Origin of the sequence: Streptomyces sp. NPDC012637, assembly GCF_042954805.1 — a bacterium.
In the GTDB taxonomy this organism is placed as follows: domain Bacteria; phylum Actinomycetota; class Actinomycetes; order Streptomycetales; family Streptomycetaceae; genus Streptomyces.
Window position 1 is genome coordinate 725243 of record NZ_JBIBDS010000003.1, and the last position, 15483, is coordinate 740725.

The window sequence follows — 15483 nt, forward strand, 5'->3', positions numbered from 1 at the left end:
GGTGTCCGAGCCGCACGAGGTGAGGCTGCGCCCGCCGAGGAACGCCGTCGACCGGCGCGCGCTCGGCTGGTGGCGGGTGCGGCTCCTGATCGCCACCGCCGTCCCGGTGGCCGTCCTGGCCGCGCTCGGCGCCTTCGTCGGGCCGGCCAGGACCTGGCTCCTCGCGACGGCCGGTGCGGTCGCCGTCCTCGGGCTCGGCTGCACCGCGTTCCTCCCCGCCTGGTGGTTCCGGGTGCACCGCTGGGAGGTCACCGAGGACGCCGTGTACGTCCGTACCGGCGCCCTGTGGCAGGAGTGGCGGATCGCCCCCATGTCGCGGATCCAGACCGTCGACACCGTCCGCGGCCCGCTGGAGCAGGCCTTCCGGCTCGCCACCGTGACCGTCACCACCGCCTCCTCCAAGGGCGCGATCCGCGTCGAGGGCCTCGACCACGAGCTCGCCGCCGAGCTCGCCGAACGGCTCACCGCGATCACCCGGGCCACTCCCGGCGACGCCACATGACCGCCCCCGAGGACGTCGGCCCGCACGGGGACTGGCGGCGGCTCGCGCCCCGTACGGTGCTCGCCGGCGCCGCCGTGCTGTGCGGCGTCGCCGGCGGAGCCGCGCTCCCCGCCTTCCTCAGCCTGTCCTCCGGCTCACGGCCGCTGTGGCAGGCCGCCGCCTGGGTGCTCGCCGGGGCCGTCCTGCTCATCGGCGGCGGCACCGCCGCCGACTGGGTCCGGCTGCGCCGCACCCGCTACCGCGTCGGCACCGACCGGATCGACCTCCACACCGGGCTGCTCGTCGTCAAACGCCGGTCGCTCGCCCGCGAACGCATCCGCAGCGTCGACCTCACCGCCAACCCGCTCGAACGCCTCCTCGGCCTGGTCAAGGTCAGGATCGGCACCGGAGAGCACACCGACGGCGAGTCCACCCTCGAACTCGACCTGGTCACCCGGCCCGAGGGCGAACACCTCCGCCGCACCCTGCTCGCCCGCCCGGCGGGCACGCCCGGGGACACCGCCCACGACGGCGTCCTCGCCGCCCTCGACCCGCGCTGGATCCGCTACGCCCCGGTCTCCTTCGTCGCCCCGCTGCTCGGCGGCGCGGCGGCGGGCGCCGTCATACAGGTCAGCGACTGGTTCGGCGCCCAGGACAAGGTCATCCACTGGATAGGGGACCGCTTCGAGGACGTCTCGCTGCCCTGGATGATCGCCGACCTGGTGCTGCTCGCGACCGTCGCCGGCGTGATCGGCGCACTCGGCCTGTGGATCGAGATGTGGTCGCACTACCGCCTGGAGCGCGAGCCCGGCGGCACCCTGCGGGTCCGCCGCGGTCTGCTCACCGCCCGCTCGGTCTCCCTGGAGGAAGGGCGGCTGCGCGGCGTCGAACTCGTCGAGCCCCTCGGCGTACGGCTGTTCCGCGCCGCCCGCGTCGACGCCGTGGCCACCGGCCTCGCCCAGGACGACGACGACAAGCACGCCGACCTCAAGAACCTGCTGCCGCCCGCGCCCAGGGCCGTGGCCGACCGGGTCGCCGCCCGCGTACTGCGCGAGGCCGAACCGCCCACCGGGGCACCGCTGGACGCCCATCCCCGCGCCGCCCGCACCCGGCGGTTGCGCCGGGCCCTGTGGGCCGCGCTCGGCCCGGCGGCCGTCCTCGCCGTCCTGGGAGCCCGGCTCACGCCCGTCCTGCTGTACCTCGCGGTCGGCGTCGCCGTCGTCCTCACCCCGCTCGCGGTGCTCCTCGCGCTCGACGCGTAACGCAACCTCGGACACGGCGTCAGCGGCGCCTACCTGATCACCCGTTCGGGCACCATCCGCCGCTCCACGGTCGCCCTCCAGCGCGCCGGGGTCATCGGCTGGACCGTCAGGCAGTCCTGGTTCCAGCGGCGGGCCGGCCTGCTCACGCTCAGCGCCACGACCGCCGCCGGCGAGGGCGCGTACGACGTCCACGACGCGGGCGAGAGCCAGGGCCTGACCTTCGCGGCCGAGGCCGTGCCCGGCCTGCTCGCACCCTTCCTGGAAACGGCCGGGGCCCCGCCCACCGAACGGTGAGCGGGGCCCCGGTGACGTGTCCTCAGGCTCAGGCCGAGGCCGGCGGATACAGGTCGCGCGGCAGCTCGGACGCGGCCGCCGCGTCCAGCAGCCACAGCGTCCGCGAGCGCCCGTAGGCGCCCGCCGCCGGGGCCTGCACCTCGCCCGCGCCGGACAGCGCGATGGCCGCGGCCTTCGCCTTGTCCGCGCCGGCCGCGAGCAGCCAGACCTCCTTCGCGGCCCGGATCGCCGGAAGCGTCAGCGACACCCGGGTCGGAGGCGGCTTCGGCGCGCCGTGCACACCCACCACCGTCCGCTCGGTCTCGCGGACCGCCGGCAGCTCCGGGAACAGCGAGGCCACGTGCGTGTCCGGACCGACGCCCAGCATCAGCACGTCGAAGGTCGGCACCCCGCCGTGGTCGCCCGGACCGGCCGCCGCGGCGAGCTCGGCCGCGTAGGCCGCGGCGGCGGCCTCCACGTCGGAGCCGTACGGGCCGTCCGAGGCCGGCATCGCGTGCACCCGGGCCGGGTCCACGGGAACGCTGTCGAGCAGCGCCTCGCGGGCCTGGGTGACGTTGCGCTCCGGATCGCCCTCGGGCAGATAGCGCTCGTCGCCCCACCACAGGTCGAGCCGCGACCAGTCGATCGCGTCCCGGGCGGGCGCCGAACGCAGCGCCGCGAGCAGCCCGTTGCCGTTGCGGCCGCCGGTGAGGACCACCGAGGCGGAGCCGCGGGCGGCCTGGGCGTCCACGATCTTCGTGATCAGCCGGGCCGCGGCGGCCTCGGCCATCAGCTCCTTGTCGCGGTGGACGACCAGCTGGGGCGTGCTCACCTGGCCGCCGCCTTCTTGGCCGGAGCCTTCTTCGCGGCCCGCTTGGGGGTCTCCTCGGCCTCGGTGACCTCCTCGACCACGACGACCTCCGCGGCCTCGGGCTCGGGCGCGGTCGTCGCCGCCTCCTCGTCGAGCCGCTCCAGGCCGAAGCGCAGCGCCGAGGCGTAGGTGTCGTCCGGGTCGAGCCGGCGCAGCTCCTCCGCGATCAGCTCGGCGGTCTCCCGGCGCTTGAGCGCCACCGCACGGTCGGGCTGGCCCTGGATGGAGAGCGTGGCGAGCGAGCCGTCGGGCCGGTCGAGGACGATCGGACCCGCGTCGGTCTCCATCCGTACGGACGTGAGACCGGGGCCCGTCGACCGGGAACGCCGCACCGGCACCTTCAGCCGGTCCGCCAGCCACATGGCGAGCAGCTCGACGCTCGGGTTGAACTCCTCGCCCTCGACCTCGGCCGAGGTGACCTTGCAGGCCACCTGGTCGAGCGCGGCCGCCAGCATCGAACGCCACGGCGTGATGCGGGTCCAGGACAGGTCGGTGTCGCCCGGCGTGTACGCGTCCGCGCGGTCGGTCAGCTCCTGGATGGGCTGCTCGGCGGCGTACGTGTCGGTGACCCGGCGCTGGGCGAGCGCGCCCAGCGGGTCGTTCGCCGGGTCGGTCGGCGAGTTCACCGGCCACCAGACGACGACGGGCGCGTCCGGCAGCAGCAGCGGCAGCACCACCGACTGGGCGTGGTCGACGACCTCGCCGTACAGCCGGAGGACCACCGTCTCGCCGGTGCTGGCGTCGGCGCCGAGGCGGACCTCGGCGTCGAGCCGCGCCTTGGCGCGGTCCCGCGGGGAGCGCGAGACCCGCTTGATGACGACGAGGGTCCGCGAGGGGTGCTCGCGGGACGCCTCGTTGGCCGCCTTCAGCGCGTCGTAGGCGTTCTCCTCGTCGGTGACGATGACGAGGGTGAGCACCATGCCGACGGCCGGGGTGCCGATGGCCCGCCGCCCGAGCACCAGCGCCTTGTTGATCTTGGAGGACGTGGTGTCCGTCAGGTCGGTCTTCATGGCCGGCGCCAGCTCCTGCCGTCTCGTGCGAGCATCTCGTCCGCCTCGACCGGACCCCAGGTCCCGGACTGGTACTGCGCGGGCTTGCCGTGCCCGTCCCAGAACCGCTCGATCGGGTCGAGGATCTGCCAGGACAGCTCGACCTCCTCGACCCGCGGGAAGAGGTTGGAGTCGCCGAGCAGGACGTCGAGGATGAGCCGCTCGTAGGCCTCGGGGCTGGACTCGGTGAAGGACTCGCCGTAGGCGAAGTCCATCGACACGTCCCGGACCTCCATCTGCGTGCCCGGCACCTTGGAGCCGAAGCGCACGGTGACGCCCTCGTCCGGCTGGACGCGGATGACGAGCGCGTTCTGGCCGAGCTCCTCCGTGGCCGTCTGGTCGAAGGGGGAGTGCGGGGCGCGCTGGAAGACCACCGCGATCTCGGTGACCCGGCGGCCGAGCCGCTTGCCGGTGCGCAGGTAGAAGGGGACGCCCGCCCAGCGGCGGTTGTCGATCTCCAGCTTGATCGCCGCGTAGGTGTCGGTCTTCGACTGCGGGTCGATCCCGTCTTCCTCCAGGTAGCCGACGGCCTTCTCGCCGCCCTGCCACCCGGCCCCGTACTGGCCGCGGACGGTGGACTTGGCCAGGTCCTTCGGCAGCTTCACCGCGCCGAGCACCTTGGTCTTCTCGGCGGCCAGCGCGTCGGCGTCGAAGGAGGCGGGCTCCTCCATCGCGGTCAGCGCGAGCAGCTGGAGCAGGTGGTTCTGGATGACGTCACGGGCGGCGCCGATGCCGTCGTAGTAGCCGGCCCGGCCGCCGATGCCGATGTCCTCGGCCATGGTGATCTGCACGTGGTCGACGTACGACCGGTTCCAGATCGGCTCGAAGAGGGTGTTGGCGAAGCGGAGCGCCAGGATGTTCTGGACGGTCTCCTTGCCGAGGTAGTGGTCGATGCGGAAGACCGCCTCGGGCGGGAAGACCTCGTGGACGACCTCGTTGAGCTCCTTGGCGGAGGCCAGGTCGTGCCCGAAGGGCTTCTCGATGACCGCGCGGCGCCACGAGCCGTTCTTCTGGTCGGCCAGACCGTGCTTCTTGAGCTGCTGGACGACCAGGGGGAAGAACTTCGGCGGCACGGAGAGGTAGAAGGCGAAGTTGCCGCCCGTGCCCTGCGCCTTGTCCAGCTCCTCGATGGTGGCCTTCAGCTGCTCGAACGCGTCGTCGCTGTCGAAGTCGCCCTGGACGAATCGCATCCCCTGGATCAGCTGCTGCCACACCTCCTCGCGGAACGGGGTGCGGGCGTGCTGCTTGACCGCGTCGTGGACCTCCTGGGCGAAGTCCTCGTCCTGCCATTCGCGGCGGGCGAACCCGATGAGGGAGAAGCCCGGCGGCAGCAGACCACGGTTCGCGAGGTCGTACACGGCGGGCATCAGCTTCTTACGGGACAGGTCGCCCGTGACACCGAAGATCACCAGACCCGACGGCCCCGCGATGCGCGGGAGCCGTCGGTCTGCGGCGTCACGGAGCGGGTTGGCTCCGGTGACTGCGCTCAAGGTGATTACGCCTCCGAGGGTGCGCGGCGGGCGAGCTCCGCCTCGGTCGACTTGAGCAGGTCGTTCCAGGACGCCTCGAACTTGTCGACGCCCTCGTCCTCCAGGAGCTGGACGACGTCGTCGTACGAGATGCCGAGCGCGGCGATGTCGTCGAGGAGCGAGCGGGCCTCGTCGTACGTGCCGTGGATGGTGTCGCCGGTGACCTCGCCGTGGTCGGCGGTGGCCTCCAGGGTCGCCTCCGGCATGGTGTTGACGGTGCCAGGGGCGACCAGGTCCACCACGTACAGGGTGTCCTTGTACGCCGGGTCCTTCACACCGGTCGAGGCCCACAGCGGCCGCTGCTTGTTGGCCTGCGCCTTGTCCAGGGCCGCCCAGCGCTCGGAGCCGAAGACCTCCTCGTACGCCTGGTAGGCCAGACGCGCGTTGGCCAGGGCCGCCTTGCCCTTGAGGCCCTTGGCCTCGTCGGTGCCGAGGACGTCCAGGCGCTTGTCGATCTCGGTGTCCACGCGGGACACGAAGAAGGACGCCACGGAGTGGATCTTCGACAGGTCCAGGCCGCGCTCGCGGGCCTTCTCCAGACCTGCCAGGTAGGCGTCCATGACCGCGCGGTAGCGCTCCAGCGAGAAGATCAGCGTCACGTTGACGCTGATGCCGAGGCCGATGACCTCGGTGATCGCCGGCAGACCCGCCTTGGTGGCCGGGATCTTGATGAGGGTGTTGGGCCGGTCCACCAGCCAGGCCAGCTGCTTGGCCTCGGCGATGGTGGCCGCCGTCTCGTGGGCGAGCCGCGGGTCGACCTCGATCGAGACCCGGCCGTCCTGGCCCTGGGTCGCGTCGAAGACCGGGCGCAGGATGTCGGCGGCGTCCCTCACGTCAGCCGTCGTGATCATGCGGATGGCCTCGTCCACGGTCACCTTGCGGGCGGCGAGGTCGGCGAGCTGCTGCTCGTAGCCGTCGCCCGAGGAGATGGCCTTCTGGAAGATGGACGGGTTGGTGGTCACACCCACCACGTGGCTCTGGTCGATGAGCTCGGCCAGGTTGCCGGACGTGATCCGCTTGCGCGACAGGTCGTCCAGCCAGATCGCGACGCCTTCGTCGGAGAGGCGCTTGAGAGCGTCTGTCATGAGAGTTGCATCTCCATTAAGTCGTACGTATGCGCGCGTATTCGCGTCAGCGCGCGGCGGCGTCCAGGGATTCCCGCGCGGCGGCGACGACGGCCTCCGGCGTGAACCCGAACTCACGGAACAGGACCTTGGCGTCGGCCGAGGCGCCGAAGTGCTCGAGCGAGACGATCCGGCCGGCGTCGCCGACGTACTTGTGCCAGGTCAGGCCGACACCGGCCTCGACCGCGACACGCGCCTTCACCGACGGCGGCAGGACGGAGTCCTTGTACTCCTGGCTCTGCTCCTCGAACCACTCCACCGACAGCATCGAGACCACGCGGGTCGGGACGCCGGCGGCCTGGAGCTGCTCCCGGGCCTCGACGGCCAGGTGCACCTCGGAACCGGTCGCGATGAGGACCACCTCGGCGTCGCCGCCGTCGGCCTCGAACAGCACGTAGCCGCCCTTGACCGCGTCCTCGTTCGCCTCGTAGGTCGGCACGCCCTGACGGGTCAGGGCCAGGCCCACCGGGGTGCCCTTGCCGTAGACCTTGGTGTGGCGCTGCATGATCTCGCGCCAGGCGATCGCCGTCTCGTTGGCGTCGGCCGGGCGGACGACCGCCAGGCCCGGGATCGCGCGAAGCGAGGCCAGGTGCTCCACCGGCTGGTGGGTCGGGCCGTCCTCGCCGAGGCCGATCGAGTCGTGCGTCCACACGTACGTCACCGGCAGGTGCATCAGCGCGGACAGGCGCACGGCGTTGCGCATGTAGTCGGAGAACACCAGGAAGGTGCCGCCGTAGACGCGCGTGTTGCCGTGCAGCGCGATGCCGTTCAGCTCCGCGGCCATGGCGTGCTCGCGGATGCCGAAGTGGATCGTGCGGCCGTACGGGTCGGCCTCGGGCAGCGGGTTGCCCTCCGGGAGGAAGGAGGACGACTTGTCGATCGTGGTGTTGTTCGAGCCGGCGAGGTCGGCCGAGCCGCCCCACAGCTCCGGGATCACCGCGCCGAGCGCCTGGAGCACCTTGCCGGACGCGGCACGCGTCGCGACGCTCTTGCCCGCCTCGAAGACCGGGAGCTTGTCGGCCCAGCCGGCCGGCAGCTCGTTGGCCTGGATGCGGTCGAACTCGGCCGCGCGCTCCGGGTTGGCGGTGCGCCACTCGGCGAGCTTCTTCTCCCACGCGGCGCGGGCCTCGCGGCCACGGTCGCCGAGCGCGCGGGTGTGCGCGATGACCTCGTCGGAGACCTCGAAGGTCTGCTCCGGGTCGAAGCCCAGGACGCGCTTGGTGGCGGCCACCTCGTCGTCGCCCAGCGCCGAGCCGTGCGCGGCCTCGGTGTTCTGGGCGTTCGGCGCCGGCCAGGCGATGATCGAGCGCATCGCGATGAAGGAGGGACGCTCGGTCTCGGCCTCGGCGGCCCTGATCGCCGCGTAGAGGGCGGCCGGGTCCAGGTCGCCGTCGGCCTTGGGCTCGACGCGCTGGACGTGCCAGCCGTATGCCTCGTACCGCTTCATCGTGTCCTCGGACACGGCGGTCTCGGTGTCGCCCTCGATCGAGATGTGGTTGTCGTCCCACAGCAGGATCAGGTTGCCGAGCTTCTGGTGACCGGCGAGCGAGGACGCCTCGGCGGAGATGCCCTCCTGGAGGCAGCCGTCACCGGCGATCACGTAGATGTGGTGGTCGAACGGAGAACCGCCCTTCGGCGCCTCCGGGTCGAAGAGGCCGCGCTCGAAGCGGGCGGCCATCGCCATGCCCACCGCGTTCGCGACGCCCTGGCCGAGCGGGCCGGTGGTGGTCTCCACACCCTTGGTGTGCCCGTACTCCGGGTGACCCGGGGTCTTCGAGCCCCACGTGCGGAAGGACTTCAGGTCGTCCAGCTCGAGACCGAAGCCGCCCAGGTAGAGCTGGGTGTACAGGGTCAGGGACGAGTGGCCGGCGGAGAGGACGAAACGGTCGCGGCCCACCCACTCCGGGTCGGCGGGGTCGTGGCGCATCACCTTCTGGAAGAGGGTGTACGCGGCGGGCGCCAGGCTCATGGCCGTGCCGGGATGGCCGTTGCCGACCTTCTGTACGGCGTCAGCGGCCAGGATGCGGGCGGTGTCCACGGCCCGCTGGTCCAGTTCGGTCCACTCGAGGTCTGTGGTCGTCGGCTTAGTGCTCACCCTGAGTCAGGGCTCCTCTCCGCATGTCTGTAGCCGGTGACTGAGGGTGTCTCCGGCGTTGTCGAGCCTACCCCCGAAAAACGCCCCTCTTTTCGGGCCCACGCCCCTCAAATGAGCGCACACAGCAAGACTGCCGCCGCCCGTGGGACTTCGCCTCCCGAGCCGGTCCGCGGCTCGTGTCCACCCCTTGGGACGCACCCTCGGGTGAGGCCCGCCAACACGACCCCACCCCCGCGAAGACCGGCGTATGGGCAACGTCTACAGTGGCGTGGTACGCGCAAGTCTTCACCCCGTCTTCATCCGGGGAGCTTGCTGGGAATTTCTCTGTCAGGGGTGTGCGTGACGGCCGTCGAGTCCCGACCCGCAGGGGTCGTCTTGACTCCCAGCCCGGGGGGCCATCGGCCGTTCGGGGCCCGCGTCAAGGCATTCGTGGCGCTGACCAAGCCGCGGATCATCGAGCTGCTGCTCATCACCACCGTGCCGGTGATGTTCCTCGCCGAACAGGGCGTGCCCAACCTGTGGCTGGTCCTCGCCACCTGCTTCGGCGGCTACCTGTCCGCGGGCGGCGCGAACGCTCTCAACATGTACATCGACCGCGACATCGACGCGCTGATGGACCGCACCTCCCAGCGCCCGCTCGTCACCGGCATGGTCTCGCCGCGCGAGGGCCTGGTCTTCGGCCTGACCCTCGCGGTGGTCTCCACCCTCTGGTTCGGCCTGCTGGTCAACTGGCTGTCCGCCTGGCTCTCCCTCGGCGCGCTGCTCTTCTACGTCGTCGTCTACACGATGATCCTCAAGCGGCGCACCGCGCAGAACATCGTCTGGGGCGGCATCGCGGGCTGCATGCCGGTGCTCATCGGCTGGTCCTCCGTCACCGGCTCGATGTCCTGGGCCGCCGTCGTCCTCTTCATGGTCATCTTCTTCTGGACGCCGCCGCACTACTGGCCGCTGTCGATGAAGGTGAAGGAGGACTACGCGCGCGTGGGCGTGCCCATGCTCCCGGTGCTCGCCTCCAACAAGGTCGTCGCCAAGCAGATCGTGATCTACAGCTGGGTCATGGTGGCGGTCTCCCTGCTGCTCACCCCGCTCGGCTACACCGGCTGGTTCTACACCGCCGTGGCGCTGCTCACCGGCGGCTGGTGGCTGTGGGAGGCACACGCGCTCCTGAACCGCGCCAAGTCGGAGGTGACCGGCGCGAAGCTCAAGGAGATGCGCCTGTTCCACTGGTCCATCACCTACGTCTCGCTGCTCTTCGTGGCGGTCGCGGTGGACCCCTTCCTGCGCTGACGTTCCGCACGGTGCTCTCCCGGTCGACGGCCGGGGCGCGTGGCCCACGCCACGTGCCCCGGCCGTCGCCACGTGATCTACCCCCGAGTAGCATCCTTGGCATGGCAGAAACGAAGCAGGCGGACACCAAGGGCGCCGACAAGGGCGCGGAGCGCAAGGCGGCCCGGCTGGCCAAGGAGATCAAGGCCTTCTCCGGCAAGCACGGCGGCGCCGAGGGCCAGCTCGCCCACATCGGCCAGGCGGGCACCCGCATCGTCCTCGTCGGCACGGACGGCGGCTGGGGCGACCTGGTGGCCCCGACCTACGCGATCGCCGAGGCCGCGGCCGAGAAGGCCGGTCTCACGCTGCACGAGGAGTTCGACGGCGAGTTCGCCGCCAAGGTCGTCACCGGCCCGTACGAGTGGACCCGCATGGCCGGCATCCAGCTCGGCGGCCCGGCCAACGCCTGACGCCACCGCACCGGCCCCGGGAGCCCGGGGCCACCGGGGCTCCGGGCTCGGGAGGCGGCAACCTCGCGCGGGACTCACCCGTTAGGAGGGGTGGAAGCCCGTCCGACGTGGGAGCCCCGGAATGATCGACACCCCGAGCCTGGTCGACCAGTACTGCCACGGGGTGCTCCGTGCGGAGCTCGGCCTCGGCACCTTCGAGCGTCAGCTCGCCCCCGGCTCCGCCCCGGCCGCCGCGGGCACCACCTTCTTCGACACGCAGACCGGCTTCGCCGTACGCCGCTGGTGCCCGCCGCTCCTCGGTCTGGAACCCCACTGCCCGCCCGCCCGCTACCTCGCCCGGCGCCGTGAGCTCGGCGTCCTGGAGACCGGGCGGCGTCTGCTGCGGGCCTCCGGCATCACCACGTACCTCGTCGACACCGGGCTGCCCGGCGACCTCACCGGGCCCGCCGAGCTGGCCGCCACCGGAAACGCCGCGGCGCACGAGATCGTCCGGCTCGAACTCCTCGCCCAGCAGGTCGCCGACACCTCCGGCACCGTCGACTCGTTCCTGGCCAACCTCGCCGAGGCCGTCCACGGGGCCGCGGCGGGCGCCGTCGCCTTCACCTCGGTCGCCGGCGTGCGCGGCGGGCTCGCCGCCGTACCGGAACCGCCCGGGCCCGGCGAGGTGCGCGGTGCGGCGGGCCGCTGGCTGGCCCGGCGCGCGGCCGGCACGGCCGTCGACGACCCGGTGCTGCTGCGCCATCTGCTGTGGGTCGCGGTCGGCGCCGGCCGGCCGCTCCAGCTGCACGTCGGCGACCGGGATCCCGGCGCGCTCGCGGGCTTCGCCGCCGCCACGGGCGGACTCGGCACCGACCTGGTGCTGCTGCACGAGTACCCGCACCACCGTCACGCGGCCCGGCTCGCCGGCCACTTCCCGCACGTCTACGCCGACCTCGGGCCGGTCGTCGCGCGCACCGGGGCGCGGGCCGCGGCCGTGCTCGCCGAGTTCCTCGAGCTCGCGCCGTTCGGCAAGCTGCTGTTCTCCAGCGGCGCCCGCGGACTGCCGGAGCTGCACGTCGTGGCCGCCAGCGTCTTCCGCGGGGCGCTCGCCCGCGTGCTCGGCGAGTGGGTCGGCGACGGCGCCTGGTCCCGTACGGACGCGCAGCGGGTCGCCGGCCTGATCGCCGAGGGCAACGCGCGCCGGGTCTACCGGCTCGGAGCCGCCGGCCCGTACCCGCTGACCGCGCCGGGAACCGCCGGACGCGCGTGGGGGAGGCGGCAGCCGCGCGGGAGGTGACGTGCCGGTGGGCGGACGCGGCGCGGACCGAGGCCGCCGGAGCGGTGGCCCGCACCCGGGGCGGGGCCGACGGTGCCCGGCACGGGGCGTGCGTTCCGGCTGCCGGACGGCCCGGCTTCCGCCGGCGGCCGTCGTCCGACGGTCAGGCCGTCGCGAGCTCCGGGTCGGCCTGGGCCGGGATCTCCGGGGCGGCCGTGGGACGCTCGCGCAGGCTCAGGGCGAGCCGCAGCACCGCGATCCACATCAGCGAGGAGCCGAGCATGTGGGCGGCGACCAGGACCTCCGGCACTCCGGTGAAGTACTGGACGTAGCCGATGCCGCCCTGGAGGGCGAGCACGACCAGCAGGTCGCGGGCGCGCGCCCGGGTGTCGTCCGGCGCGTCGACCACGCGCAGGACCAGCCACATCGCGAGCGCGAGGGCGCAGACCACCCAGGCGGCGATCGCGTGGACGTGCGCGGCGTTCGTCCAGTCCCACGGCATGCGCGGCACGTCGCTGCTGTCACCGGCGTGCTTGCCGGCGCCGGTCACCGTCGTGCCGAGCACGATGAGCAGCCCGGAGGTGACGACGATCGCCCAGGACAGCTTGCGCACCGGACGCGGGGCGCGCGGCTTGGCCGGGGTGTCGCCCTCGCCGGTGCGGTGCCAGGTGATGACGGCCACCGTCAGGAGCGAGTTCGCGGCCAGGAAGTGCCCCGCCACCGTCCACGGGTTGAGGCCCATCCACACGGTGATGCCGCCGATGACGGCGTTGCTCATCACGATCCAGAACTGCGCCCAGGCGAGCCTGGAGAGCCCCCGGCGGCGCGGCTTCACCGAGCGCGAGGCGATGATCGCCCAGCCGACGGCCGCCGACAGGACGTACGTCAGCATGCGGTTGCCGAACTCGATCAGGCCGCGGTAGCCCTGCTCGGGCGTGACGATCAGGCTGTCTTCCGTGCACTTGGGCCACGTGTCGCAGCCGAGTCCGGAACCGGTCAGCCGGACCGCGCCGCCGGTGACGATGATGAGCACGCTCATCACGACGGCGGACAGCGCGGCGCGCCGGAGCGTCCGGGGGGACGGGGTCCAGCGCCGGGCGATGAAGGCGAGGGGGGTCTGCACGGGCCCCATCGTAGGCGGGGGCTTGTGCACGCTTTCACGAGGGGGTGGTTACGGGGCGAGTCACCCCGAAACGTCACCTCGCGACTACGGCGCGCGTCACTCCCAGCGGAAGAACCGGGCCGCCGCGCCGAGCCCCACGACCGCCCAGACGGCCAGGATCAGGGCGTCGCCCCACGGCATCCCGGCACCGCCCTGCAGGACGTCGCGCAGCCCGTCGGAGAGCGCGGAGATCGGCAGCAGCGCGAGGACGTCGGCCGCGGCGCCGAACTTCTCCAGCGGCACGATCACCCCGCCGCCGACCAGGAGCAGCAGGAACACCAGGTTCGCGGCGGCCAGCGTGGCCTCCGCCTTCAGGGTCCCGGCCATCAGCAGGCCGAGCCCGGAGAAGGCGGCGGTGCCGAGGACGAGCAGTGCGAGGACCGCGAGCGGGTTGCCCTGCGGCGACCAGCCGAGCGCCAGGGCGATCGCCGTCAGCAGCACCACCTGGAGCACCTCGGTGACGAGCACCGACAGCGTCTTCGCGGTCATCAGCGCCCAGCGCGGCAGCGGCGAGGCGCCGAGCCGCTTGAGCACGCCGTAACGGCGCTCGAAGCCGGTCGCGATGGCCTGCCCGGTGAAGGCGGTCGACATCACGGCGAGCGCGAGCACGCCCGGGGCGAGGAAGTCGACGGCCTCGCCGGCGCCCGTGGCCGTGCTCGTGTCGACGATGTCGACCGTCGAGAACAGCACGAGCAGGAGGGAGGGGATGATCACCGTGAGCAGCAGCTGCTCGCCGTTGCGCAGCAGCATCCGCGTCTCGAGCGCGGTCTGCGCGGCGATCATCCGCCCGACGGGCGCCGCTCCCGGCCTCGGCGCGTACGTACCCGTGCCCACGGTCCCGTTCGTGCTCACGAGCGCAGCTCCTTGCCGGTCAGCTCCAGAAAGACGTCTTCGAGGGTGTGGCGCTCGACCGAGATCCGGTCGGGCATCACACCGTGCTGCGCGCACCAGCTGGTGACGGTGGCGAGCAGCTGGGGGCCGACCTCGCCGGTGATCCGGTACGTGCCGGGGAGCGGCTCGGCCGCGGAGCTGCCGTCGGGCAGGGCCTTGAGCAGCGAGCCGAGGTCGAGGCCGGGGCGCCCGGTGAAGCGCAGGGTGTTCTCGGCGCCGCCGCGGCACAGCTCCTCGGGGCTGCCCTGGGCGACGACCCGGCCGCCGTCGACGATGGCGACGTCGTCGGCGAGCTCCTCCGCCTCGTTCATGAAGTGGGTGGTCAGCACGACCGTCACGCCGTCGGCGCGCAGCTCGCGGACCAGGTCCCAGGTGGCGCGGCGGGCCTGCGGGTCGAGTCCGGCGGTCGGCTCGTCGAGGAAGACCAGCTCGGGGCGGCCCACGACGGCCATGGCGAGCGAGAGCCGCTGCTGCTGGCCGCCGGACAGCCGCCGGTACGTCGTGCGCCCGCAGGAGCCGAGGCCGAGGCGTTCCACGAGGGCGTCCACGTCCAGCGGGTGGGCGTGCAGCTTCGCGACGTGGCGGAGCATCTCGTCGGCGCGGGCGCCGGAGTAGACGCCGCCGGACTGGAGCATCACCCCGATCCGGGGCCGCAGGGCGGCCGCGTCGGCGACCGGGTCGAGGCCGAGGACGCGGACGGTGCCGGCGTCCGGCCTCCGGTAGCCCTCGCAGCTCTCGACCGTGGTGGTCTTGCCGGCCCCGTTGGGTCCGAGGACGGCGGTGACGGTGCCTGCCCGGACGTCGAGGTCGAGGCCGTCGACGGCGGTCTTCGTCCCGTACCGCTTGACCAGGCCCCGGACCCGGACCACGGACTCGACGGACTCGTTTCGCATGCCGGGAAGTCTAGAGAGGTGCGCGACGGTCCTCCGGCGCGGGGCCGGGTGAACGGTCCGGAATCGGGCAGGATCACCGTATGCCGGTGTTCGTCGGCACCTCCGGGTGGCAGTACCGGGACTGGCGGGGCGTGCTCTACGCCGAGGACGTGCCCCAGCGGCTCTGGCTGGAGGAGTACGCCCGGAACTTCGTGGTCGTCGAGAACAACAACGCCTTCTACCGGCTGCCCGAGAGGACTACCTTCGCCGCCTGGCGGGAGCGGACGCCCGAGGGCTTCGTCATGGCCGTGAAGGCCAGCCGCTACCTCACGCACATCAAGCGGCTGAAGGACCCCGAGGAGCCGGTGGCGCGGCTGATGGGCCGCGCGGAGGCGCTGGGCGACCGGCTGGGGCCCGTACTGCTCCAGCTACCGCCGACGCTCCGCGCCGACGCCGGGCTGCTCGACGCGGCCCTGGCCCGTTTCCCGGAGGGGACGCGGGTGGCGGTCGAGCCGCGGCACACGTCGTGGTGGACGGAGGAGATCCGCGGCGTCCTGGAGCAGCGGGGAGCCGCGTTGTGCTGGGCGGACCGCGGCTCCCGTCCGGTGGCCCCGCTGTGGCGCACGGCGGACTGGGGCTATCTGCGGCTGCACGAGGGCCGGGCGCGGCCGCGTCCTTCGTACGGCCGTCAGGCGCTGGTGGGCTGGGCGGAGCGGCTGGCCGGGGCCTGGCCGGACCGGGCGGACGTCTTCGTTTTCTTCAACAACGACCCGGGTGGGGCAGCGGTCCGCAACGCGGAAACTTTTCTCCGTGTGGCGGAGTCCCGCGGCCGGACCGTGCGGGTGCCGTAGGACGCCCCGATCGGCCGGAATCCGCTGGTCAA

13 protein-coding genes and 1 pseudogene are annotated in these 15483 nt (G+C 72.8%); 6 read left to right on the top strand and 8 right to left on the bottom strand.

Annotation, left to right across the window (positions count from 1 at the left end; all coding sequences use genetic code 11):
* The first annotated feature begins 1 nt into the window (after position 1).
* Together ACFY8W_RS16315 and ACFY8W_RS16320 are read left to right on the top strand one after the other, a co-directional pair.
* Positions 2-502: a PH domain-containing protein gene (locus ACFY8W_RS16315; protein WP_391105277.1), complete on the top strand. Its 501-nt coding sequence runs from the start codon at positions 2-4 to the stop codon at positions 500-502.
* A pseudogene (locus ACFY8W_RS16320) lies at positions 499-2037 on the top strand (PH domain-containing protein). Before ACFY8W_RS16315 ends, ACFY8W_RS16320 begins: the two are co-directional and overlap by 4 nt.
* 28 nt (positions 2038-2065) lie before the next feature.
* Here the strand turns inward: ACFY8W_RS16320 and pgl are convergent.
* From pgl to tkt, 5 genes are read right to left on the bottom strand one after another with little or no spacing between them, the layout of a single operon-like run.
* Positions 2066-2848 carry a 6-phosphogluconolactonase gene (gene pgl / locus ACFY8W_RS16325; protein WP_391105279.1) on the bottom strand — a complete coding sequence of 261 codons (783 nt, stop codon included), beginning with the start codon at positions 2846-2848 and terminating at the stop codon, positions 2066-2068.
* A complete protein-coding gene (gene opcA, locus ACFY8W_RS16330; protein ID WP_391105281.1) occupies positions 2845-3897 on the bottom strand; it encodes a glucose-6-phosphate dehydrogenase assembly protein OpcA in 1053 nt (350 codons plus the stop codon). Before opcA ends, pgl begins: the two co-directional genes overlap by 4 nt.
* Positions 3894-5426, bottom strand: a complete 1533-nt coding sequence (gene zwf / locus ACFY8W_RS16335) for a glucose-6-phosphate dehydrogenase (RefSeq protein WP_391105283.1) — start codon at positions 5424-5426, stop codon at positions 3894-3896. The genes opcA and zwf overlap by 4 nt, the downstream gene beginning before the upstream one ends.
* Positions 5427-5431: 5 nt before the next feature.
* A complete protein-coding gene (tal, locus tag ACFY8W_RS16340) occupies positions 5432-6550 on the bottom strand; it encodes a transaldolase (RefSeq protein WP_391105285.1) in 1119 nt (372 codons plus the stop codon).
* Between the two features lie 46 nt (positions 6551-6596).
* Positions 6597-8684, bottom strand: a complete 2088-nt coding sequence (tkt, locus tag ACFY8W_RS16345) for a transketolase (protein WP_391105287.1) — start codon at positions 8682-8684, stop codon at positions 6597-6599.
* Positions 8685-9017: 333 nt separating this feature from the next.
* Between tkt and ACFY8W_RS16350 the strand changes: the two genes are divergently transcribed.
* The 3 genes from ACFY8W_RS16350 to ACFY8W_RS16360 all read left to right on the top strand — a co-directional run bounded on the left by ACFY8W_RS16350 (position 9018) and on the right by ACFY8W_RS16360 (position 11696).
* Complete coding sequence (locus ACFY8W_RS16350) at positions 9018-9971, top strand: heme o synthase (protein ID WP_391105561.1); 954 nt, start codon at positions 9018-9020, stop codon at positions 9969-9971.
* 101 nt (positions 9972-10072) lie between these two features.
* Positions 10073-10420, top strand: a complete 348-nt coding sequence (locus ACFY8W_RS16355) for a hypothetical protein (protein ID WP_391105289.1) — start codon at positions 10073-10075, stop codon at positions 10418-10420.
* A 121-nt stretch (positions 10421-10541) separates the two neighbouring features.
* Positions 10542-11696, top strand: coding sequence for an amidohydrolase (locus ACFY8W_RS16360; protein ID WP_391105291.1), 1155 nt, complete (start codon positions 10542-10544; stop codon positions 11694-11696).
* A gap of 142 nt (positions 11697-11838) precedes the next feature.
* Here the strand turns inward: ACFY8W_RS16360 and ACFY8W_RS16365 are convergent, their stop codons facing one another.
* From ACFY8W_RS16365 to ACFY8W_RS16375, 3 genes are all read right to left on the bottom strand, one after another.
* On the bottom strand, positions 11839-12807 hold the full coding sequence (locus ACFY8W_RS16365) for a COX15/CtaA family protein (protein WP_391105293.1): 969 nt from the start codon (positions 12805-12807) through the stop codon (positions 11839-11841).
* Between the two features lie 87 nt (positions 12808-12894).
* Complete coding sequence (locus ACFY8W_RS16370; RefSeq protein ID WP_391105563.1) at positions 12895-13671, bottom strand: ABC transporter permease; 777 nt, start codon at positions 13669-13671, stop codon at positions 12895-12897.
* A gap of 14 nt (positions 13672-13685) precedes the next feature.
* The gene (locus ACFY8W_RS16375; RefSeq protein ID WP_391105295.1) at positions 13686-14621 is read right to left on the bottom strand and encodes an ATP-binding cassette domain-containing protein; all 936 of its coding nucleotides are present in this window, start codon (positions 14619-14621) and stop codon (positions 13686-13688) included.
* A gap of 80 nt (positions 14622-14701) precedes the next feature.
* Here ACFY8W_RS16375 and ACFY8W_RS16380 point away from each other — a divergent pair, with 80 nt between their 5' ends.
* On the top strand, positions 14702-15451 hold the full coding sequence (locus ACFY8W_RS16380) for a DUF72 domain-containing protein (protein ID WP_391105297.1): 750 nt from the start codon (positions 14702-14704) through the stop codon (positions 15449-15451).
* Positions 15452-15483 lie beyond the last annotated feature (32 nt).

Bases quoted from the DNA above. Each gene is read 5' to 3' on its own strand.
- ACFY8W_RS16360 (WP_391105291.1), top strand. From the start codon at position 10,542: ATGATCGACACCCCGAGCCTGGTCGACCAGTACTGCCACGGGGTGCTC.
- ACFY8W_RS16375 (WP_391105295.1), bottom strand. From the start codon at position 14,621: ATGCGAAACGAGTCCGTCGAGTCCGTGGTCCGGGTCCGGGGCCTGGTC.
- opcA (WP_391105281.1), bottom strand. From the start codon at position 3,897: ATGAAGACCGACCTGACGGACACCACGTCCTCCAAGATCAACAAGGCG.
- tal (WP_391105285.1), bottom strand. From the start codon at position 6,550: ATGACAGACGCTCTCAAGCGCCTCTCCGACGAAGGCGTCGCGATCTGG.
- ACFY8W_RS16355 (WP_391105289.1), top strand. From the start codon at position 10,073: ATGGCAGAAACGAAGCAGGCGGACACCAAGGGCGCCGACAAGGGCGCG.
- ACFY8W_RS16365 (WP_391105293.1), bottom strand. From the start codon at position 12,807: ATGGGGCCCGTGCAGACCCCCCTCGCCTTCATCGCCCGGCGCTGGACC.
- ACFY8W_RS16380 (WP_391105297.1), top strand. From the start codon at position 14,702: ATGCCGGTGTTCGTCGGCACCTCCGGGTGGCAGTACCGGGACTGGCGG.